Source organism: Pseudomonas nunensis (genome assembly GCF_024296925.1).
Classification (GTDB): domain Bacteria; phylum Pseudomonadota; class Gammaproteobacteria; order Pseudomonadales; family Pseudomonadaceae; genus Aquipseudomonas; species Aquipseudomonas nunensis.
Map to the genome: position 1 here is coordinate 2,501 of NZ_CP101125.1, position 19,855 is coordinate 22,355.

The 19,855-nt window shown below is 58.5% G+C and carries 14 protein-coding genes and 2 rRNA genes; 9 read left to right on the top strand and 7 right to left on the bottom strand.

Annotated features, from left to right (window positions below; genetic code table 11):
* Nucleotides 1-87 precede the first annotated feature (87 nt).
* The 5 genes from NK667_RS00020 to NK667_RS00040 all read left to right on the top strand — a co-directional run bounded on the left by NK667_RS00020 (nt 88) and on the right by NK667_RS00040 (nt 6,988).
* Nucleotides 88-2,980: ribosomal RNA gene (locus NK667_RS00020) — 23S ribosomal RNA — on the top strand.
* A gap of 176 nt (nt 2,981-3,156) precedes the next feature.
* A 5S ribosomal RNA gene (gene rrf, locus NK667_RS00025) occupies nt 3,157-3,272 on the top strand.
* A gap of 150 nt (nt 3,273-3,422) precedes the next feature.
* On the top strand, nt 3,423-4,082 hold the full coding sequence (locus tag NK667_RS00030; RefSeq protein ID WP_054045756.1) for a paraquat-inducible protein A: 660 nt from the start codon (nt 3,423-3,425) through the stop codon (nt 4,080-4,082).
* Nucleotides 4,069-4,692, top strand: coding sequence for a paraquat-inducible protein A (locus tag NK667_RS00035; protein ID WP_054045754.1), 624 nt, complete (start codon nt 4,069-4,071; stop codon nt 4,690-4,692). The genes NK667_RS00030 and NK667_RS00035 overlap by 14 nt, the downstream gene beginning before the upstream one ends.
* Nucleotides 4,685-6,988, top strand: a complete 2,304-nt coding sequence (locus NK667_RS00040; RefSeq protein ID WP_054613507.1) for a PqiB family protein — start codon at nt 4,685-4,687, stop codon at nt 6,986-6,988. The genes NK667_RS00035 and NK667_RS00040 overlap by 8 nt, the downstream gene beginning before the upstream one ends.
* Nucleotides 6,989-7,180: 192 nt before the next feature.
* Here the strand turns inward: NK667_RS00040 and mksF are convergent, their stop codons facing one another.
* Genes mksF through mksB form a run of 3 tightly spaced genes read right to left on the bottom strand, consistent with a single transcriptional unit; the run spans nt 7,181 to nt 11,986 of the window.
* Nucleotides 7,181-10,021: an Mks condensin complex protein MksF gene (gene mksF, locus NK667_RS00045; RefSeq protein ID WP_054613508.1), complete on the bottom strand. Its 2,841-nt coding sequence runs from the start codon at nt 10,019-10,021 to the stop codon at nt 7,181-7,183.
* A complete protein-coding gene (mksE, locus tag NK667_RS00050) occupies nt 10,018-10,719 on the bottom strand; it encodes an Mks condensin complex protein MksE (protein WP_027925914.1) in 702 nt (233 codons plus the stop codon). Before mksE ends, mksF begins: the two co-directional genes overlap by 4 nt.
* Nucleotides 10,709-11,986, bottom strand: a complete 1,278-nt coding sequence (gene mksB / locus NK667_RS00055) for an Mks condensin complex protein MksB (RefSeq protein WP_054614061.1) — start codon at nt 11,984-11,986, stop codon at nt 10,709-10,711. The genes mksE and mksB overlap by 11 nt, the downstream gene beginning before the upstream one ends.
* A gap of 206 nt (nt 11,987-12,192) precedes the next feature.
* Between mksB and NK667_RS00060 the strand changes: the two genes are divergently transcribed.
* Entirely contained in the window at nt 12,193-12,933 is a 741-nt protein-coding gene (locus NK667_RS00060; RefSeq protein WP_054045747.1) for a hypothetical protein, read from the top strand.
* A complete protein-coding gene (gene rimI, locus NK667_RS00065; RefSeq protein WP_054045745.1) occupies nt 12,926-13,378 on the top strand; it encodes a ribosomal protein S18-alanine N-acetyltransferase in 453 nt (150 codons plus the stop codon). The genes NK667_RS00060 and rimI overlap by 8 nt, the downstream gene beginning before the upstream one ends.
* 128 nt (nt 13,379-13,506) lie before the next feature.
* On the opposite strand, the gene NK667_RS00070 is transcribed toward rimI, so the two are convergent.
* A complete protein-coding gene (locus NK667_RS00070; RefSeq protein ID WP_054045743.1) occupies nt 13,507-13,911 on the bottom strand; it encodes a hypothetical protein in 405 nt (134 codons plus the stop codon).
* A 167-nt stretch (nt 13,912-14,078) separates the two neighbouring features.
* Between NK667_RS00070 and can the strand changes: the two genes are divergently transcribed.
* Nucleotides 14,079-14,723, top strand: a complete 645-nt coding sequence (gene can / locus NK667_RS00075) for a carbonate dehydratase (RefSeq protein ID WP_054045742.1) — start codon at nt 14,079-14,081, stop codon at nt 14,721-14,723.
* 63 nt (nt 14,724-14,786) lie between these two features.
* On the opposite strand, the gene NK667_RS00080 is transcribed toward can, so the two are convergent.
* Both NK667_RS00080 and NK667_RS00085 read right to left on the bottom strand, forming a co-directional pair.
* Nucleotides 14,787-15,959, bottom strand: coding sequence for a hypothetical protein (locus NK667_RS00080; protein WP_054045740.1), 1,173 nt, complete (start codon nt 15,957-15,959; stop codon nt 14,787-14,789).
* A gap of 156 nt (nt 15,960-16,115) precedes the next feature.
* Entirely contained in the window at nt 16,116-17,813 is a 1,698-nt protein-coding gene (locus NK667_RS00085) for an acid phosphatase (RefSeq protein ID WP_054613509.1), read from the bottom strand.
* A 206-nt stretch (nt 17,814-18,019) separates the two neighbouring features.
* Here NK667_RS00085 and NK667_RS00090 point away from each other — a divergent pair, with 206 nt between their 5' ends.
* On the top strand, nt 18,020-18,310 hold the full coding sequence (locus tag NK667_RS00090; protein WP_054613510.1) for a nucleotidyltransferase family protein: 291 nt from the start codon (nt 18,020-18,022) through the stop codon (nt 18,308-18,310).
* 82 nt (nt 18,311-18,392) lie between these two features.
* On the opposite strand, the gene NK667_RS00095 is transcribed toward NK667_RS00090, so the two are convergent.
* On the bottom strand, nt 18,393-19,811 hold the full coding sequence (locus tag NK667_RS00095; RefSeq protein WP_054045733.1) for a short-chain fatty acid transporter: 1,419 nt from the start codon (nt 19,809-19,811) through the stop codon (nt 18,393-18,395).
* Nucleotides 19,812-19,855 lie beyond the last annotated feature (44 nt).

A 19,855-nucleotide genomic window follows, 5' to 3' on the forward strand; every position in this document is an offset into this window, starting at 1 on the left:
TAAAATTTGTGAGTTCTCTTAATTGAGAAATTCGAATTTTCGGCGAATGTCGTCTTCACAGTATAACCAGATTGCTTGGGGTTATATGGTCAAGTGAAGAAGCGCATACGGTGGATGCCTTGGCAGTCAGAGGCGATGAAAGACGTGGTAGCCTGCGAAAAGCTTCGGGGAGTCGGCAAACAGACTTTGATCCGGAGATGTCTGAATGGGGGAACCCACCTAACATAAGTTAGGTATCTTAAGCTGAATACATAGGCTTAAGAAGCGAACCAGGGGAACTGAAACATCTAAGTACCCTGAGGAAAAGAAATCAACCGAGATTCCCTTAGTAGTGGCGAGCGAACGGGGACTAGCCCTTAAGTGGCTTTGAGATTAGCGGAACGCTCTGGAAAGTGCGGCCATAGTGGGTGATAGCCCTGTACGCGAAAATCTCTTAGTCATGAAATCGAGTAGGACGGAGCACGAGAAACTTTGTCTGAATATGGGGGGACCATCCTCCAAGGCTAAATACTACTGACTGACCGATAGTGAACTAGTACCGTGAGGGAAAGGCGAAAAGAACCCCGGAGAGGGGAGTGAAATAGATCCTGAAACCGTATGCGTACAAGCAGTGGGAGCCCACTTTGTTGGGTGACTGCGTACCTTTTGTATAATGGGTCAGCGACTTATTTTCAGTGGCGAGCTTAACCGAATAGGGGAGGCGTAGCGAAAGCGAGTCTTAATAGGGCGTCTAGTCGCTGGGAATAGACCCGAAACCGGGCGATCTATCCATGGGCAGGTTGAAGGTTGGGTAACACTAACTGGAGGACCGAACCGACTACCGTTGAAAAGTTAGCGGATGACCTGTGGATCGGAGTGAAAGGCTAATCAAGCTCGGAGATAGCTGGTTCTCCTCGAAAGCTATTTAGGTAGCGCCTCATGTATCACTGTAGGGGGTAGAGCACTGTTTCGGCTAGGGGGTCATCCCGACTTACCAAACCGATGCAAACTCCGAATACCTACAAGTGCCGAGCATGGGAGACACACGGCGGGTGCTAACGTCCGTCGTGAAAAGGGAAACAACCCAGACCGTCAGCTAAGGTCCCAAAGTTATGGTTAAGTGGGAAACGATGTGGGAAGGCTTAGACAGCTAGGAGGTTGGCTTAGAAGCAGCCACCCTTTAAAGAAAGCGTAATAGCTCACTAGTCGAGTCGGCCTGCGCGGAAGATGTAACGGGGCTCAAACCATACACCGAAGCTACGGGTATCACTTAGGTGATGCGGTAGAGGAGCGTTCTGTAAGCCTGTGAAGGTGAGTTGAGAAGCTTGCTGGAGGTATCAGAAGTGCGAATGCTGACATGAGTAACGACAATGGGTGTGAAAAACACCCACGCCGAAAGACCAAGGTTTCCTGCGCAACGTTAATCGACGCAGGGTTAGTCGGTCCCTAAGGCGAGGCTGAAAAGCGTAGTCGATGGAAAACAGGTTAATATTCCTGTACTTCTGGTTATTGCGATGGAGGGACGGAGAAGGCTAGGCCAGCTTGGCGTTGGTTGTCCAAGTTTAAGGTGGTAGGCTGGAATCTTAGGTAAATCCGGGATTCTAAGGCCGAGAGCTGATGACGAGTGTTCTTTTAGAACACGAAGTGGTTGATGCCATGCTTCCAAGAAAAGCTTCTAAGCTTCAGGTAACCAGGAACCGTACCCCAAACCGACACAGGTGGTTGGGTAGAGAATACCAAGGCGCTTGAGAGAACTCGGGTGAAGGAACTAGGCAAAATGGCACCGTAACTTCGGGAGAAGGTGCGCCGGTGAGGGTGAAGCATTTACTGCGTAAGCCCATGCCGGTCGAAGATACCAGGCCGCTGCGACTGTTTATTAAAAACACAGCACTCTGCAAACACGAAAGTGGACGTATAGGGTGTGACGCCTGCCCGGTGCCGGAAGGTTAATTGATGGGGTTAGCTAACGCGAAGCTCTTGATCGAAGCCCCGGTAAACGGCGGCCGTAACTATAACGGTCCTAAGGTAGCGAAATTCCTTGTCGGGTAAGTTCCGACCTGCACGAATGGCGTAACGATGGCGGCGCTGTCTCCACCCGAGACTCAGTGAAATTGAAATCGCTGTGAAGATGCAGTGTATCCGCGGCTAGACGGAAAGACCCCGTGAACCTTTACTATAGCTTTGCACTGGACTTTGAATTTGCTTGTGTAGGATAGGTGGGAGGCTTTGAAGCGTGGACGCCAGTTCGCGTGGAGCCAACCTTGAAATACCACCCTGGCAACTTTGAGGTTCTAACTCAGGTCCGTTATCCGGATCGAGGACAGTGTATGGTGGGTAGTTTGACTGGGGCGGTCTCCTCCTAAAGAGTAACGGAGGAGTACGAAGGTGCGCTCAGACCGGTCGGAAATCGGTCGTAGAGTATAAAGGCAAAAGCGCGCTTGACTGCGAGACAGACACGTCGAGCAGGTACGAAAGTAGGTCTTAGTGATCCGGTGGTTCTGTATGGAAGGGCCATCGCTCAACGGATAAAAGGTACTCCGGGGATAACAGGCTGATACCGCCCAAGAGTTCATATCGACGGCGGTGTTTGGCACCTCGATGTCGGCTCATCACATCCTGGGGCTGAAGCCGGTCCCAAGGGTATGGCTGTTCGCCATTTAAAGTGGTACGCGAAGCTGGGTTTAGAACGTCGTGAGACAGTTCGGTCCCTATCTGCCGTGGACGTTTGAGATTTGAGAGGGGCTGCTCCTAGTACGAGAGGACCGGAGTGGACGAACCTCTGGTGTTCCGGTTGTCACGCCAGTGGCATTGCCGGGTAGCTATGTTCGGAATAGATAACCGCTGAAAGCATCTAAGCGGGAAACTAGCCTCAAGATGAGATCTCACTGGGACCTTGAGTCCCCTGAAGGGCCGTCGAAGACTACGACGTTGATAGGTTGGGTGTGTAAGCGCTGTGAGGCGTTGAGCTAACCAATACTAATTGCCCGTGAGGCTTGACCATATAACACCCAAGCAATTTGCTTGCTTCGAGCTGAAAGGCAAAAGAGCACCAGATTGCGGTGTGTGAAGACGAAACGAACCGAAAGTTCGAAGCTGCTCACAAAACACCGAGATCTATCACATACCCATTCGCTGGAGCGTAAACCCGCAAGGGCAAACGAGCCGGCTCCCGAATTTCTTGACGACCATAGAGCATTGGAACCACCTGATCCCATCCCGAACTCAGCAGTGAAACGATGCATCGCCGATGGTAGTGTGGGGTTTCCCCATGTGAGAGTAGGTCATCGTCAAGATTAAATTCCGAAACCCCTATCTGCGTATGCAGGTAGGGGTTTTGTTTTTGTCCGCAGGAAAGTACGCCCAGATAGCAGCACAAATTTGCACAGTTATTTTCGACTCAGAACACTAGAATAGGCCCATCTTTTTCGGAGCAAGAGCCTTTTATGCCAGATTCGGTTGACGCCCCCGGGCTGTCAGATTTACCGCTGGACGACTTGGTGGCGTGTCATGAGTGCGACCTGCTGATGCGCAAGCCCGAACTCGCCCATGGCGAGAAAGCCCTATGCCCGCGCTGCGGCTACGAACTCTATGCCCACCGGCACAATGTGGTTCAGCGCAGTCTCGCCTTGGTCATCGCCGCACTGTTGTTGTATATCCCGGCGAACTTTTTACCCATCATGCAGCTCAATCTACTCGGGCAATCGTCGCAAGACACTGTCTGGACCGGCGTTGTCGGCTTGTTCAATACCGGCATGCAAGGCGTCTCGGTCGTTGTATTTCTGTGCAGCATGGGGATTCCGCTGCTCAAGTTGCTCTGCCAGTTGCTCGTGCTCCTGAGCATTCGCTTCGATATCGGGCGCAGCTACGGTTTGTTGCTCTACCGCATTTACCACCACCTTCGGGACTGGGGGATGCTCGAGGTTTACCTCATGGGCGTGCTGGTAGCGATCGTCAAGCTGGCAGATATGGCAGCCATCACCGTCGGTCTTGGCCTGGCGTGCTTTATCAGTTTGTTGTTGGTTCAGGTGTGGTTGGAGGTTGTGATGTCGCCTCACCAGATCTGGCAGGCTTTGTCAGGAGAAGATGCCCATGCGGGCGATTGATGCAGGCATTCTGATTTGTATCGAATGCCACGAGTTGAACAAGCAGGAAGCTGATACCGACGAACAGGTCTGCACCCGTTGCGGTGCGCTGGTCCACGCCCGTCGTCCAAACAGCTTAATGCGTACCTGGGCGTTGCTGATCACCGCCGCGATTCTCTACATCCCGGCCAATGTGCTGCCGATCATGACCGTCAGCTCTCTGGGCAAGGGCGATCCCAGCACCATCATGTCCGGCGTGATCCAGCTGGTTCAGCACGGCATGATTCCCATCGCCGCCGTGGTTTTTATCGCCAGCATTCTGGTACCCACGTTCAAGTTGGTGGGCATCGCGTTGCTGCTGTTTTCGGTGCAACGGCGCCAGCCATTGTCGGCACGCCAACGGATTGTGATGTACCGCTTTATCGAGTTCATCGGCCGTTGGTCGATGCTGGATATCTTTGTGATCGCCATTCTGGTGGCGGTTGTTAATTTCGGACGGCTTGCCAGCGTCGAAGCCAATCTTGGCGCCATCGCCTTCGCCAGTGTGGTGATTTTGACGATGCTTGCCGCAGTTACTTTCGATCCCCGACTGATTTGGGATAACACGGAGTCGGACGACGACCATGACTGATTTGCCTACAGCAAAAACCCGACCGGCCTCGAACTGGTCAGCTATCTGGGTCCTGCCACTGATCGCCCTGATCATCGGCGGCTGGCTCGGCTGGCGTGCCTATAACGAAACCGGCATCGAGATTCAGGTGCGCTTCGAAAGCGGCGAGGGCATCCAGGCCAACAAGACCGAAGTGGTCTACAAAGGCATGTCGGTCGGTAAGGTGAAGACTCTCAAGCTCGATGACGAAGGCAGCTCGAAAGGCGTGATCGCCACCATCGAGATGAACAAGGACGTGGAGCAATACCTCAAGACCAGCACCCGTTTCTGGCTGGTCAAACCAAGCGTGAGCCTGGCCGGTATTACCGGTCTGGAAACCCTGGTGTCGGGCAACTATGTCGCCGTCAGCCCCGGTGAAGGCGAGCCAACACGCAAGTTCAAGGCCCTGGCCGAAGAGCCGCCGCTGTCGGACTCCAAGCCCGGTCTGCACCTGACCATCAAGGCTGATCGTCTCGGCTCGTTGAACCGTGGCAGCCCGGTGTTCTACAAGCAGATCAAGGTCGGCCAGGTCAAAAGCTATCTGCTCTCCGAAGACCAAAGCACTGTCGAGCTCAAAGTCTTTATCGAGCCCACCTATGCCAGCCTGGTGCGCAAACACACGCGCTTCTGGAACTCCAGCGGCATCAGCATCGACGCCAATCTGTCCGGGGTGAAAATCCGCAGCGAATCCCTGGCCAGCATCGTCGCTGGCGGCATCGCGTTCGCCACCCCGGAAAACCGCAAGGACAGCCCGCCCACCGATCCAAGCCTGCCGTTTCGTCTCTATGAAGACTTCGACGCAGCCGCTGCCGGTATTCGGGTCAAGGTCAAACTCAGTGACTTCGAAGGCCTGCAGGCTGGCCGCACGCCCGTGATGTACAAAGGCATTCAGGTCGGCAACCTGAAGGCGCTGAAGATCGATCCGGACCTGTCTGCCGCCACTGCCGAATTGACGCTGGACCCGCTGGCTGAGGATTACCTGGTCACCGGCACTCAGTTCTGGGTAGTAAAACCGTCGATTTCCCTGGCGGGCATCACCGGTCTGGAAGCCTTGGTCAAAGGTAACTACATCGCGATTCGTCCCGGTGACAAAGGCAGTGCGCCGCAGCGCGAGTTCGTGGCGCGCGCCAAGGCGCCGCCGCTGGACTTGCGCTCACCGGGGCTGCACATGGTGTTGTTCACAGACAACTTGGGCTCCCTGGAAGTCGGTAGCCCGATCCTCTACAAACAGGTCAAGGTCGGTTCGGTCCAGAGCTATCAGTTTTCCAAGACCAAGAAACAGCTGATCATTGGTGTTCACATCGAGAAGGAATACGAGGGGCTGGTCAACGCCTCGTCGCGATTCTGGAACGCCAGCGGCATCACCCTCAGCGGTGGTTTGACCGGCGGTATCCAGGTCAAGAGTGAATCGCTGCAAAGCCTGATGGCCGGCGGGATCGCCTTCGAAACACCGGAAGCCAAGGCACCGTTGCAGAAGAAGATCCCGCGTTTCCGTCTGTTCCCGAGCCATGACGAGGCGAACCAGAAAGGCGCGGTGGTCACCATCAAGGTTGATCGCGCTGACGGCTTGCGCACCGGCACGCCAATCCGCTTCAAAGGGCTGGATGTCGGCAAGATTGAGGACGTCGACCTCACGGATGACTTGCAGTCGGTGGTGCTGACCGCGCGGATTACCGAAGTGCCGGAACGCATTGCCCGGGTGGGCAGTCAGTTCTGGGTTGTCAAACCAGAGCTCGGTCTGATCAAGACCTCGAACCTCGAAACCCTGGTCACTGGTCAGTACATCGAAGTGCAACCGGCCACGAAAAACCTCGGCCCGCAGAAAAACTTCGTGGCCCTGGCCAATCCGCCGGAATCCGCCAAGGTTGAGGCCGGGTTGAGTCTGGTGTTGAGCGCCGCTCGCCGTGGTTCGCTGAAAACCGGTGTGCCGGTGACCTATCGTGAAATCACCGTCGGCAAGGTGACCGGTTACGAGTTGGGTCAAACCGCAGACCGTGTGTTGGTGCACATCCTGATCGAGCCGAAGTACGCGCCATTGGTGCGCAGTGGCACGCGCTTCTGGAATACCAGCGGTTTTGGCCTGGACTTCGGTTTGTTCAAAGGTGCGACAGTGCGGACCGAGTCGCTGGAGACTCTGATCCAGGGCGGTATCGCTTTTGCTACGCCGGACGGTGAACGCATGGGCACGCCGGCCCGGCCAGAGCAGACGTTCCCGTTGTTCGATAAGTTTGAAGATGAATGGCTGACTTGGGCGCCGAAGATTTCACTCGGCAAGTAGTCTGTAATTGATTGGGCGTCTGTGCTGACGCCTTCGCGAGCAAGCCCGCTCCCACAGTAGATTTGTGCATAAAGCAGAACCCATGTGGGAGCGGGCTTGCTCGCGAAGAGTCCCTAAAGAACACTAAACACCTTCAATAAAAAAGGCCGCCATCCAATGGATCGCGGCCTTTTTCATATCTAACGGTTCAATCTAAACCGCATCCAGCTCCGGTTCATCCGCTTCAGCATTCAGCGACGCTTTCACCTCATCATGCCGGCGGATGTACTTCCAGTCCGCCTCATCGATGTAGATCCCGTTCGGCCCGCTGCCACCTTCCAGATCGATCGCCACACTGGCGCAGACCTGCGGCTTCACACTCGCCAGAATTGGCACGAAGCCCAATTGCAGGCTGGTTTCCAGCAATGCAGCCTGGTTCTTCTCATCGATGTCCGCCGCCTCGTCGAGGTAGTACGGCAGGCGCACGCGACCGGCCTGGTCGCGGTCCATCAAGTGCAGCAACAAGTACATGTTGGTCAGCGCCTTGATGGTCATGGTGGTGCCGTTGGACGCGGCGCCGTCGATGTCGGTGTGGATCACCGGTTGGCCGTTGACCTTGGTGATTTCGAACGCCAGCTCGAACAAGTCCTTGAGGCCGAGCTGGTTGTGGTTCGCCGCCACCAGCCGCGCCAGGTATTCCTTGGCTTCTTCGTTCTTGTTGTCCTGATCGGCGCTTTGGCTCAGGTCGAATACGGAAAGGGTTTCGCCTTCTTCGTACTGACCGGCGCTGTGGATGATCTGGTCGATGTGCTTGAGCGCTTCCTTGTTCGGCGCGAGGACGATGCGAAAGCTCTGCAGGTTGGACACCTGACGCTTGTTGATCTCGCGGTTGAACAGCGCCAGTTGATGCTCGAGGCTGTCGTAGTCGCTGCGGATATTGCGCAGGGTCCGGGCGATGTCCGTCACGGCAGCACGACGTGCCTTGCCGAGCGTCAGCGCTTCGTCGGTGCGGTGCGCATACGCGTTGATCAGCAATTGCAGGCGACGCTCCATATCGTCTTCGCTGTCGAACTTGGCCACGCCTTTCAGACGAACCTGCGCATACAGCGCCTCGATCTGACCATCGCTGCGCTGCAAACCCTGCCAGCTGTCCTGATAGTCGTTGAGCAGCGGCAACAGGTTGTCCATCGAATCGTCGATCGGGTCCATGAACGGCGTGCCGAACGGCAAGTCTGCCGGCAACAACTGACGGCGGCGCAAAGCGTCGTCGAGGGTGCGTTGCTTGGCTTCCATGTCGCCGATCTGCCGGCCGACCAGTTGCAGCTTGGCCGACAGTTGCTGGACGCGTTCGGTGAAGGCGTCGCTGGAACGCTTCAACTCTTCCTGCGCCGCTTCCATCTGCGCCAATTGCTCAAGCTTGTCGTCTTCCTCGGCGCTCAAGGTTTGTGCGCGACGGAAATCTTCCAGGGCTTTCTGCGCATCCAGCACTTGCTGGTACAGCGCTTCAGTCTGGGTCTTGCTCGCTGCGCGGTCAGCGACCACGGCAGCCTGGGTTTTCAATTGCTTGAGCTCTTTCTCCAGACGCTCTTTCTGATCGCGCAATGCGGCGCGGTCAGCCAAGGCTTGCAGGGCCGGCGGCTCGATGTGCGAGATATCGATGGCCAGGCCCGGCACTTCGAAACGCTCGCCTTTGAAGCCATCAAGAATCAGTTCCAGGGATTTGACCCACTGGCCGTCCTCGTCCAGCGTAATCCCGTGCTCGCCCAGTGGCAGGCTAAACAGCGCACTGTTGAACAGACGCATCAGGCGCTCGACGTCCTGTTGCGAGAACTCTTCACGCAGACGGGCGTAGCTGTTGTTGTCGGCGTGATCGAGTTGCTGCTTCACCGACTTCAAGCGTTTTTCCAGGTCCCGCAGACGCTCGTCGAGGTCTTCGGCGCTGAACTGCCGCGACTGGGCCAGCGCACCGGCCAGTTCATCGTGGGCATCCTTGGCCGCCAGCAATTGCTGCTCAAGGACTTTGACGTCCGTGACCAACGCGAAGCGATGCTTGAGCACTGACAACTCGCCGAGCCAGCGCTGGATGCCGGTGATTTCCCGCTCCAGGCGCATCAGTTCCTGAGTACCGCCGCGCTGATCGTTTTGCAGGGTGTCCTGCTCGCTGCGGTAGTGTTCGGCCTGAATCGTCAGCTCTTCCTTGCGCGCACTGGCGTAGTCCGACCAGGTGCCGAGCAACGAATCGAGCAGCGGCGAGATGCGATGCAACTTGCCGCGCAGGATATTGCGCTGGGTGACGCCGGAGGCCAACGCCTCGACCAATGGGCCGGCGGTGACCAGTGAGTTGTAGTCCTGTTCCATGCGGCGTACATCGCGGAACGCTTCTTCGCACGCCGCGATGTAATCGACACTGCCGGAACGCAGGCTGTGTTCGAAGGCATCGAGAAACAGTTGCTTGAGCTTGGCCGCAGTGATTTCGCGCATGTGCAACAAGTTGATGAACAGCGCGCGGAAGGTCTTCAGGCTCTGTTCGCTGGTGGAACGCAACGGGATCAGCGTCAGGTCCAGCGGAATCGAGGTGTGACCGCCGACCAGCAAACGCCGCAGTTCATCCGGCTTGAGTTCGTAGGCTTTCAGGCCTTCGCGCTCAAGGTTGGTGAACAATTCTTTCTGGCGCAGGCAGGTGTCGTTCTTCTGGTAATGGGCCAGGTCGAGTTTGCCGGCGTAGGCAAAGAACTGGTGACCGAAACCACCGCCCGGGCCGCGACCGACCACGCCAATCACGTGCGGGCCGTGGGGCAGCGAGACTTCGACCAAGATGTAACTGGTGTCCGAGGCGAAGTAGAAACGCCGGGATTGTTCCAGGCTGTACTTGCCGAAACTCATGTCCGACATGCGCGCCAGGATCGGGAACTGCAGGGCGTTGATCGACGCGGATTTACCGAGGTTGTTCGCGCCGTAGACCGACAGCGGCTCTTCCAGCGGAAACAGCCCGAGGCTGTAACCTGCGGTGTTCAAAAGGGCGAAGCGGCGAATGCCGTAGCGTTCCTTGCTCATGCGTCGGTCTCCTGTTCTTCGGCAATGGCGCGGGCCATGGCGTCTTCTTCGCTTTCTTCTTCGAAGTCGCTCAAGTCGAGCGGGTCATCGGTTTCCAGGAGTTTTTCGTCGCTGTCGTCATCGATCAGCACTGGAACCGGCAATGGCAAGACGCTGTGCAGGCTGGCCGCCAGATCACGGTCCTGCTGGACCGACAGGCAGACATCGAGGAAACGGTGCATCGGCGGCAGGAAACGGTAGATGCCGTTTTCTTCGCCGGCAAAACCGAGTTGGGTCATGCGGCGCATGATTTTTTCTTCGAGTTCTTCGACGGTCTGTACTTCGGCCTGGATAAACAGGTCGCGGTACTTCTCCAGCAGCGATGGCAATTCATCGCGGCCAAGGCTGCCACCGTCGAGCACGGCGACTGGGTCGCGGCCTTGGTCGGCCAGGTGCTCGACGAGGATGAAAGTGAACAGCGCCAGACGTTGCGCAGTCTTGTTCACCGCCGCCGCAGCGAGGTCCGGCACGAAGTAGTAGAAACCACGGGTGTCGCAGACCAGTTCAAAGCCCAGCGCCTTGAACAGCGTGCGGTACTGGTCCTGGAAGTTCGACAGTTGCGCGTACAGCTCCGGATCGCGGCGGCTGACGTGATAGCCCTTGAACAGCTCGCGAAAGATCGGCGCCAGCTGGGACAGTTCGTTTAGATCAAGATGCATTTGGGATGCTCGCAGAATCCTCGGCGGCGGTGTCGCGGGCCGAGAGCAGGGCGAAGGAGCGCAGGCTGACCTGATGCTCATGAGTGTGGTAATCGCGGCGTTCCAGACGCTCGCGGGTGAAGCGTTTTTCCCGCGACAGGCGCGAGAACCAGTACAGCAACTCGTCGGTGGCGCCGTTCGGCTCCTGCTCCAGCAACCAGGTCATCAAGTCCGGCATCGGCAGGGCGTCTTCGCAGCGTTCGAGCATTTCCCGAACCGTGCGTGGCGCGCGCGGAGCTTCGCCTTTCTGGGTCTTATGGGCCTTGGGGAAACGCGCCGGTTTCGGCTCGAAACGCGCCAGGGCGTAGACGTAGGCTTCGACCTGACTGGCACTGCCAAGAAAGGTGCTTTGCGGGCGAGTGAACATCGGCATCGCGGCTTGCGGCACCGCATCGATGCCTTTGCGACGAATAGCCGACAAGGCCAGCGCCGCGCCACGGGTCACGGCGTTGTGGCGACGGGCTTCTTCGCGCAGCGGCAGCAGCAATTCCCGGGCGTGACGCAAGGTCAGTTGGGCGCTGGTCTGCATTTCGAGGATGCGCGCGTGGGTGCGCAGCAGCATGTCGTCATCGACCAGATGGCCGAGGCGCTGCTGTTCGGTGAGCATCTTCAGCAGCACGTTTTCGACCTTGCGCACGCCTTGTTCGAAGGCGCCGTCGGCGTTGACCAACTGGATCATCGGTTCGACGTATTCGTCCCAGGTCGCCAACACTTCAGCATACCGCTGACGCAGCGGGATTTGCCGGTCGCTGGTCTTGGCGCGCTCGGCGACGGCTACGAGGGCCTGTTCGTCGTTGGCGAGTTTCTTCAGAACGTCGCGCACGCGCATGTCGAGCAAGCGCAATTGGCGCGCCAGGTCGTGGCCGTCGCGGATGTCGAAGGCGTCCTGGATATAACCGGCCAGGCGCTCGAGGTGGCGCAAATAGGCTTCGATTTCCAGGCACAGGCCCAGACGGTGCTCACGGCGCAGGTAGGCGAGGAAGTCGTGGATCTGCGCATTGAGCTCGAAACGGTTCGGGCTTTTCGCCACGGGCACCAGAATGTCGAGGCGGATCCACACGTCCAGCAGGCTGGTGATGTCCTGCGGTGTACTGTCCAGTTGCTGGGCGGCCAACTGTGAACGCAGTTCGTTGAGGCTCAGGGTGCCTTGGTCGAAGTGCTCGCACAGTGGCTCCAGAAGTGCCCAGTGTTCAGCGAGGGCGCGCAAGACGCGCTTGGGTTCGATCATCGGGATGGCCGGCTGGTTGTCGAATAAAAGCAGCGATTGTACTGCATCACGCCGGTTGCGATTCACTCTCGGGACGGACAGTCGGCTTTCTATGGATCAACAGCGGGCGATCTTGAGCGAAGGGCGGTAGAATCACCGCACTTTAGTTATCCACAAGTGGCCGACCTTTGCTTATCGAGTCCCGTCGTCGCGCTTATTTGACCGCCATGCAGGTGGTCAACTGGCTGCCGCGCACCGAATTGCCCTTTGCTGCGCCCTCGCGGCCAGAGCTGCTGGAAGCGCCCGAGCCGTTGGTCGTCGCGCCAGTGCTGCCGGCTGCCGTGGCTGAAACGCCCGTGGAGCCGCTGGCCAAACCAGCCGAGCGGGTGAAAATCGAAGTGCCGCGCCCATCGCTGGCCAGCACGCGCTCGGGGGCCAAGGTCGAAGAAGAGGCGGCGCCGGTCGTGGCCAAGGCGCCAGTCGTGCCGCCGCCGCGCTTCGCCCTGCAATTGCTGCGGGCCGGGCGTTGCCTGCTGCTGGTGGAGTTACCCACAGGCGAACCCTTCCAGACTCGCGACCCCGCGTACATGTTGCTCAAGGACATGTTGCGCGCCGCCGGTCTGCCGGACAGCCCGCAAATCGTCGGCGAACCGGTGCGCTGGCCGCTGTTGACCCGTGGCACGATGGACCAGGGGCCGGAAGCGGCTCGGGACTTCGTGCAAGGTTTCCTCTCGGCCCGGCTCGAAGACGCACCGTGCGTCTGCCTGTGGCTGATCGGCCTGCCGGCGGTGCGGTTTGCCGGCGAGGCCAACGCGGAATCGTTCAACCGTGAACTCCAGGTCGAAGGCCTGGGCTCGGTCTGGGCCCTGCCGGGCCTGGAACTCTTAATGGAAGAGCCACAGCGTAAGGCTGATGTCTGGCAAGCCATGCGTCGGCTGATGGCGCGTTGGAAAGAATCAAATGAGTGACGCTGTATCGTTCCGCCCAATGACCGAGGCGGACCTGGACGCTGTACTGAAGATCGAATACGCGGCTTATAGCCACCCGTGGACGCGGGGGATTTTTCTCGATGGCCTGGGCAAGTACCAGATCTGGCTGATGTTCGAAGGCTCGCAGCAGGTCGGCCACGGCGTGGTGCAGATCATTCTTGATGAAGCGCATCTGCTGAACATCACGGTCAAACCGGAAAATCAGGGCCGCGGCCTGGGTTTGACGCTGCTGGAACATTTGATGTCCCGGGCGTATGACGCCAAGGCGCGGGAGTGTTTCCTGGAAGTGCGCGACAGCAACCGTGGGGCGTTTCGGTTGTATGAGCGGTATGGGTTTAACGAGATTGGCCGGCGTCGGGATTACTACCCGGCGGTGGGTGGGCGGGAAGATGCCGTAGTCATGGCCTGCACTTTGGTTGACTGAAAGACTTTAAAAGCTTCGCGGGCAAGCCTCGCTCCTACAGGTTTTGTGGCGATCACAAATATTGTGTTCGACAAAAATCTTGTAGGAGCGAGGCTTGCCCGCGAAGGCGTCCGCTCAGGCGCTACAGATCAACGATTCCCGTCAATCGGATCGCGCTTCGCCAACTCCGCTTCATCCAACCCATTCCCGCCGCCAATGTCGTCTTCATCGACAATGCTCAGGTCCCAATCCGCCTGATTGCCTTCACCGGCTTCGTGGGCGTCCCGCGCGCCATCTTCATGGATCAGCGTTTCCGGGCTCATGTCATCGTCGGTAGACTCATGGTCGTCGGTGGAGGCCCCGGTCATGCCGGCTTCGCGCACACGTTCGCGGGGCATCAGGCGTTCGCGCTCGTTTTCCGGCAGCTCGTCACCGATTTTGGCGCTCGGTTCTTCCTCGTCAAAATCCAGCTCATGCATCGAGCCCATGCGGTCTTCGTTGTCGTCGATGGGCTCAGGTTGCACCGCATCGTACGGACGTCGTGATTCAGTCATGGCAATTCCTCATACTGTGGGCCTTACTAGGGTGGACCCACAGGGCGTGCGAGAATTCCACCGGCATGGAATGCCGATCATGGACGTTTGGGCTATCTGCATCATGCGCGTGACCTCGACGGACGGTCGTCTGTCAAACCTGCGCATCATTCTTGAGGCTTCATTGCATGAACGAATTACAAGATCTGATTGATAACAACGAGCGCTGGGCTGACGCGATCACCAAAGAAGATCCTGATTTCTTCGCCAAACTGGCCCGTCAGCAAACTCCGGAATACCTGTGGATCGGTTGCTCCGATGCGCGGGTGCCGGCGAACGAGATCGTTGGCATGCTGCCCGGTGACCTGTTTGTTCACCGTAACGTGGCCAACGTGGTGCTGCACACCGACCTCAATTGCCTGTCGGTGATTCAGTACGCGGTGGACGTGCTCAAGGTCAAACACATCCTGGTCACTGGCCATTACGGGTGTGGCGGCGTGCGTGCGTCGATGCAGGACCGCCAGTTGGGCCTGATCGATGGCTGGCTGCGCTCGATTCGTGATCTCTATTATGAGAAACGCGAAGAACTGGCCAAGTTGCCCACCGAAGAAGAACAGGTAGACCGCCTCTGCGAGCTCAACGTGGTCCAGCAAGTGGCCAACGTCGGGCACACCAGCATTGTGCAAAACGCCTGGCATCGCGGGCAGAGCCTGTCGATCCACGGTTGCATCTATGGCATCAAGGACGGCCGCTGGAAAAGCCTGAACGCGACCATCAGCGGTTTCGAGCAACTGCCGCCGCAATACCGTTTGCGTCCTGTCGGGGCGTTGTAACGCGCAAAAAACAAAACGCCTTTGCGTGTGGGCCATGGCTCACGCGCAAAGGCGTTTGTTGTTTCAGATGTGCGGTGCCGGGATAGCCGCCGCAGGTGCCGGAGCTTGCAACTGATTGAGCTCGGACTTGATCGGTGGGGTGGCGCACTTGGCTTCGGCCTGGGCTTCGGTCAGGTTGCGGATCGAGGTGTAGAACAGATCGCAGGTTTTCGCTTTCTGGGTTACCTGCCAGGTCTGGGTGCAGCTTTTCAGTAGCGCGGCCGGGTCGCTACCCGGTTTGCTGCCCATCCCGGCCTGCCAGCACGCGGCGCTCAAATCCTGGCCCATGACCTTCAGGCCCGCTGCGTCAGCTAATGCCTGAGCGTCAGGACCGGTGTAGGTTTCCGGGTCCGCGGCATACCAGATATAGCTTGGATGGTTGGAACCCAACACCGGCACCTTCACCCCGGCAGTCGGGCTGATTGTCGCCAGGCCCAGCACACCTACGGTTGCCCCGTATTGCTGCTTGATCCAGTTACGCACCGGCGCGCCAAACGCGACCATCGGCAACGTTGCGCCTTTGGCGTTCTGGCTGACTTCCTTGACCATGGTGGTCTGGTAGTCCTTGAAGTAGTCGTAGACGCCTTCCAGATCCTTGCCGGCGCTGGCCGGTGCGGCAATCGGCGCGATGTCGATGATGGTCTGGTAGCCCGGCGTCTGGGCGGTCGGAATGCCGTTGTCGACCAGCAGTGTGGCCCAGCGATCGGTGGTGGCGGAGCGCAGGTAATCCTGAGCCTGGGTCAGCGAATAATCCGGCGGGAAGTGCAGCAACTCGACGCTTTTGCGATTTTCCAGCGCCATGCCCAACGGCAGGAACAGATACCAGCTATAAGCCCATTTGCCATCGATGTTGAGCTTTTTGGCGCCGTTGTAGGCCAAGTCCCCGGCATCGAGCAACGCTGCCAGGGGTTTTTCATAACCCTTGGGCACGCCGCTGATTTCCGCATAAAGCTGATGGTTATCGGTTTTGACCCGGACTTTCGCGGCGCTGTAACCGTCGCGCTGCACGCTCTGGGTCAGGTAATGCTCGACGGTTTGCTCCAGCGTCCAGTTGCGGAAGCAGATCACGTTGCAGTTGTTGGGGTAAGCGAAGAGGCGGGTGACGCGTTCAGTGCTGCCCAGCTTGAGATCGACATCGGCGTGGGCGGCGGCACTCAGGGTGAGCGCGGCGAGGGTAAGTCCTGCGAGTTTGAACATGCTCAGATCCTTTTCAGCGTGGGCCCACGTAGGCGGGGGCGGGTACATACTGAAACCAGATGTGTCGAGCGGTCCAGTACCCGCGCAAAAAATCGCAGCCAATGACATTCCCCCGTAGGAGTTGCCGAAGGCTGCGATCTTTTGAGCCTCAATCAATCACGCCGGAAAGTGCAGCGCGTTGGTCAAATCCCCCATCGGCTTCTGGCCCCGGGCAATCATCGCGTCATCGCGCATTTTGATCCCGTCGAGGGTTTCCAGCTGAAAGGTGCGGGTGATCAGGCGCAGGATCGAGGCGGTGTCATACACCGTGTGATCCACCGTGCCCTTGCGCGAAAACGGTGAAATCACCAGCGCCGGGATACGCGTCCCCGGGCCCCAGCGATCGCCTTTTGGCGGCGCAACGTGGTCCCACCAACCGCCGTTCTCGTCGACGGTGATCACCACCACCATGTTTTTCCACTGCGGACTTTGCTGCAGCACCTTCAACGCCCGCACGATATGCCGGTCGCCCGAGGCGATGTCGGCGTAACCGGCGTGCATGTTCAAGTTGCCTTGGGGTTTGTAGAACGTCACCGCTGGCAGCTTGCCGGCCTCTGCATCGGCGAGGAATTTGTTGGTGCTCGACTCATCGCCCAACCCGCCATCGCGCAGGCGTTTGGCACGCTCGGCCGGGTTTTCAGGGCCCTGGCGCTTGAAGTAGTTGAACGGCTGGTGGTGGTACTGGAAGTTAGGGATTTTCGGAATCGCCCCCGAATCCTTGTACTCATCGATCGTGGCTTGCCACGCGCCGCCGTACCAGGCCCAGTCGACGTTCTTTTTCGAAAGCTTATCGCCGATGTGCTCGTGAGTTTGCGGGACCAGAACGCTAGGCAGAGGCTTGGCGTAATCCGGGCGCTCCGGGTCGCGAATCCAGGTCGGCCAATACGGCGGCGCCATGGTGTTCACCGCGTAGCCGTCTGGTGTCAGCAGGCTCGGGCCAAACTGCGGTGGGCCGGTCATGGCGCTGGCGGGCGAGGCGTCCAGTGGCTTGAGACGATTGTCGGTCGGATCATCGCTTTGCAGCGTGGCGATATTGGGCTCGGCGATCGAGTTGGCCGCATCCGGGTAGAACGGCACTTGGGCGCTGATCAGATATTGATGGTTCAGGTACGAACCGCCGAAAGCACCCTGGAAGAAGTTGTCGCAGAGCACAAACTCCTTGGCGACATCCCACAGACGCAATGAATAGCGGGTCTGGGTGTAATGGCCCATGGTCAAGGCACCGGAATCGGCCCAAGCGACAAAGCGGTCATTCTTGCCGCCGTTGATCTGCATCTGGTTCTGATAGAACACATGCCACAGATCGCGGGTCACCAGGCTCAGCGGCAAGTCTTCACCTTGCGGGCCTTTGAGGGCGAACGGCGCATTGGGCAGGTGTTCCTGGAATTGCGTACCGGCAGGATAGATCACACCGTCGAGGGTTTGCGGGCCAACTTGGTTCAAGCCACCCCACACCGGCGGCAGGGTCGACAGCAGATTGCCGTCGCGGTCCCGTTGCTGATAGTCGTCCGGCTTGAGCGCCGACAGCGGTTTCTCAATCCCCGGGAAATCCGCAAACAGGTTATTGAAGCTGCGGTTTTCGCCGTAGATCACCACGACGTTCTTCACGTTTTCGTGCAGGGCTTTATCCAGCTCGGTAGGCGTCAGCGGGCGCTCAACCGGTTTGCCGGTGTCATCACCTTTAGTGCCGCAAGCACTCAGCGTTGCCCCGACACCCAATACGGCAACGCCACCGAGGAAGCGGCGGCGACTGGTATCTACAGGTTGATCGGCGTCGGGGGAGGGGAGGTCGGTTCCGTCTTTTTCGTCGGCCATTTCGATTCCTTTTCACGAAATTGTTGCAATGTGTTTCGGCGGGACGCTAGCAGCGCGATGTGACGGGGAGGTTACACGAGAGTTTCGATTGGCTGGAACTGTGTAGGAAACCGTGGGGATTGGTACTCATCTTGTAACGGTGTGCGACTTTTAGCCTTCACGAGCACTGTTAGGCTAGCGCGATACCGATTTGGTCAAGGTGAGTCATGAAGCCCTCAATTGCTTTGGATCTCCAACGTGTGGCTGTCCTCGAGGTTGTTCGCAGGTCCCACGCTTCCAATCCCCGCGTCTTTGGCTCGGTAATGTTCGGAACGGATAAAGAGGGGAGTGACCTTGATCTGTTAGTTGACGCATTGCCTGGTGCAACACTTTTTGGCTTGGGCGGACTTCAGGAAGAGCTGGAGGAGTTACTGGGCGTAAGTGTTGACCTGCGGACGCCGCAAGACCTCCCATTGAAGCTCCGTCGGAGAGTCCTTAAACAGGCTCGCCCGATATGACCGAAAACCTACTCGGCGCATATCAGGCTAAGCAGCCAACCCGACTGCACTCGTTTCTCCCAAACAAGTGCAGTCCACTCGTTTAAGGCATCACCGGCGCCGTATAAACCAGCGTCGTCCCCAACGCCCACAGCAGGAACAACACCAGCGGCGTGTGCACCAGCAACTGCACAAACGAGAACCCGATCAAGTCTCGCGCCTTCAACCCCAGTACGCCCAGCAGTGGCAGCATGTAGAACGGGTTGATCAGGTTCGGCAGGGCTTCGGCGGCGTTGTAGATCTGCACGGCCCAGCCCAGGTGGTAGTTCAGGTCGGTGGCCACTTGCATCACGTACGGCGCTTCGATGATCCATTTGCCGCCGCCGGACGGGATGAAGAAACCGAGAATCGCCGAGTACACGCCCATCAACAGCGCGTAGGTGTCATGGGACGCGATTTGTACGAAAAAGGTCGAGATGTGGTGGGCCAGGGTCTGGGCGTCGGTGCCTTTGACCGTGGTCATCAACGCCGCGATCGAGCCGTACAACGGGAACTGGATCAGCACGCCGGTGGTGGTCGGCACCGCCCGGGCCACGGCATCGAGGAAGCTGCGTGGGCGCCAGTGCAGCAGGGCGCCGAGCATCAGGAACAGGAAGTTGTAGGTGTTCAACCCGGAGATCGCGCTGATCGCCGGTTTGGTCGAGAACTCATGAAACAGCCAGCCGCCCGCCAACAGCACCAGCAAAATCGTCAGCAACGGACTGTGTTCCAGCCATTCGCCGGGACGGGTGCGCGGTTGCAGTGGCGGCAGGTTGAAACTCGGGTCGATGCCGCAGGCCTTGGCGTCACGCGCAGAATTCGGGCCGGGGGCGGTTGCGTAGGCAATGATCAGCGAGACCACGATCAGCGCCAGCAACAGCACGCCGGACTGCCAGAGAAAGATCGTCTGAGTGAACGGGATGACCCCGGTAATCGACAGAATCGATGGCGGCAGGCTGGCCGGGTTGGCCTGCAATTGCGCGGCGGACGACGACAGGCCCAACGCCCACACGGCGCCAAGACCCAGATAGGCGGCGGCACCAGCGGCGCGGTAATCCATTTTCAGATCGGTGCGGCGCGCGAGGGCACGTACCAGCAAACCACCGAACACCAGCGAAAGCCCCCAGTTCAGCAGCGACGCGACCATGGAAATCAACGCGACCCAGGCCACGGCGGAGCGGCCGTTTTTCGGGATCCGCGCCAGGCGATCGATCAGCTTTACCGCTGGCGGCGAACTGGCCACCACATAGCCGCCAATCACCACGAACGCCATTTGCATGGTGAACGGAATCAGACTCCAGAACCCGTCACCGAACGCCATGGCCGCGTCGGTGGGTTTGGCGCCCATGGCCATGGTCGCCACGGCAACGATGATCACCGCCAGGGCGGCGAACACCCAGGAATCGGGGAACCAGCGTTCGGCAAAGCTTGAGCAGCGCAGGGCAAAGCGGGCATAGCGGCTATCGTCGATATCAGCGGCCACGGGACTACCTCGGATTTTTATGATTATTGTGATGTTCCGGGCCG

What these genes read in the sequence shown, in the direction of transcription:
- can (WP_054045742.1), top strand. Translation starts at nt 14,079, where the DNA reads ATGAACGAATTACAAGATCTGATTGATAACAACGAGCGCTGGGCTGAC.
- NK667_RS00035 (WP_054045754.1), top strand. Translation starts at nt 4,069, where the DNA reads ATGCGGGCGATTGATGCAGGCATTCTGATTTGTATCGAATGCCACGAG.
- NK667_RS00060 (WP_054045747.1), top strand. Translation starts at nt 12,193, where the DNA reads ATGCAGGTGGTCAACTGGCTGCCGCGCACCGAATTGCCCTTTGCTGCG.
- rimI (WP_054045745.1), top strand. Translation starts at nt 12,926, where the DNA reads ATGAGTGACGCTGTATCGTTCCGCCCAATGACCGAGGCGGACCTGGAC.
- NK667_RS00080 (WP_054045740.1), bottom strand. Translation starts at nt 15,959, where the DNA reads ATGTTCAAACTCGCAGGACTTACCCTCGCCGCGCTCACCCTGAGTGCC.
- mksE (WP_027925914.1), bottom strand. Translation starts at nt 10,719, where the DNA reads ATGCATCTTGATCTAAACGAACTGTCCCAGCTGGCGCCGATCTTTCGC.
- mksB (WP_054614061.1), bottom strand. Translation starts at nt 11,986, where the DNA reads ATGATCGAACCCAAGCGCGTCTTGCGCGCCCTCGCTGAACACTGGGCA.
- mksF (WP_054613508.1), bottom strand. Translation starts at nt 10,021, where the DNA reads ATGAGCAAGGAACGCTACGGCATTCGCCGCTTCGCCCTTTTGAACACC.
- NK667_RS00040 (WP_054613507.1), top strand. Translation starts at nt 4,685, where the DNA reads ATGACTGATTTGCCTACAGCAAAAACCCGACCGGCCTCGAACTGGTCA.
- NK667_RS00085 (WP_054613509.1), bottom strand. Translation starts at nt 17,813, where the DNA reads ATGGCCGACGAAAAAGACGGAACCGACCTCCCCTCCCCCGACGCCGAT.
- NK667_RS00090 (WP_054613510.1), top strand. Translation starts at nt 18,020, where the DNA reads ATGAAGCCCTCAATTGCTTTGGATCTCCAACGTGTGGCTGTCCTCGAG.
- NK667_RS00030 (WP_054045756.1), top strand. Translation starts at nt 3,423, where the DNA reads ATGCCAGATTCGGTTGACGCCCCCGGGCTGTCAGATTTACCGCTGGAC.
- NK667_RS00070 (WP_054045743.1), bottom strand. Translation starts at nt 13,911, where the DNA reads ATGACTGAATCACGACGTCCGTACGATGCGGTGCAACCTGAGCCCATC.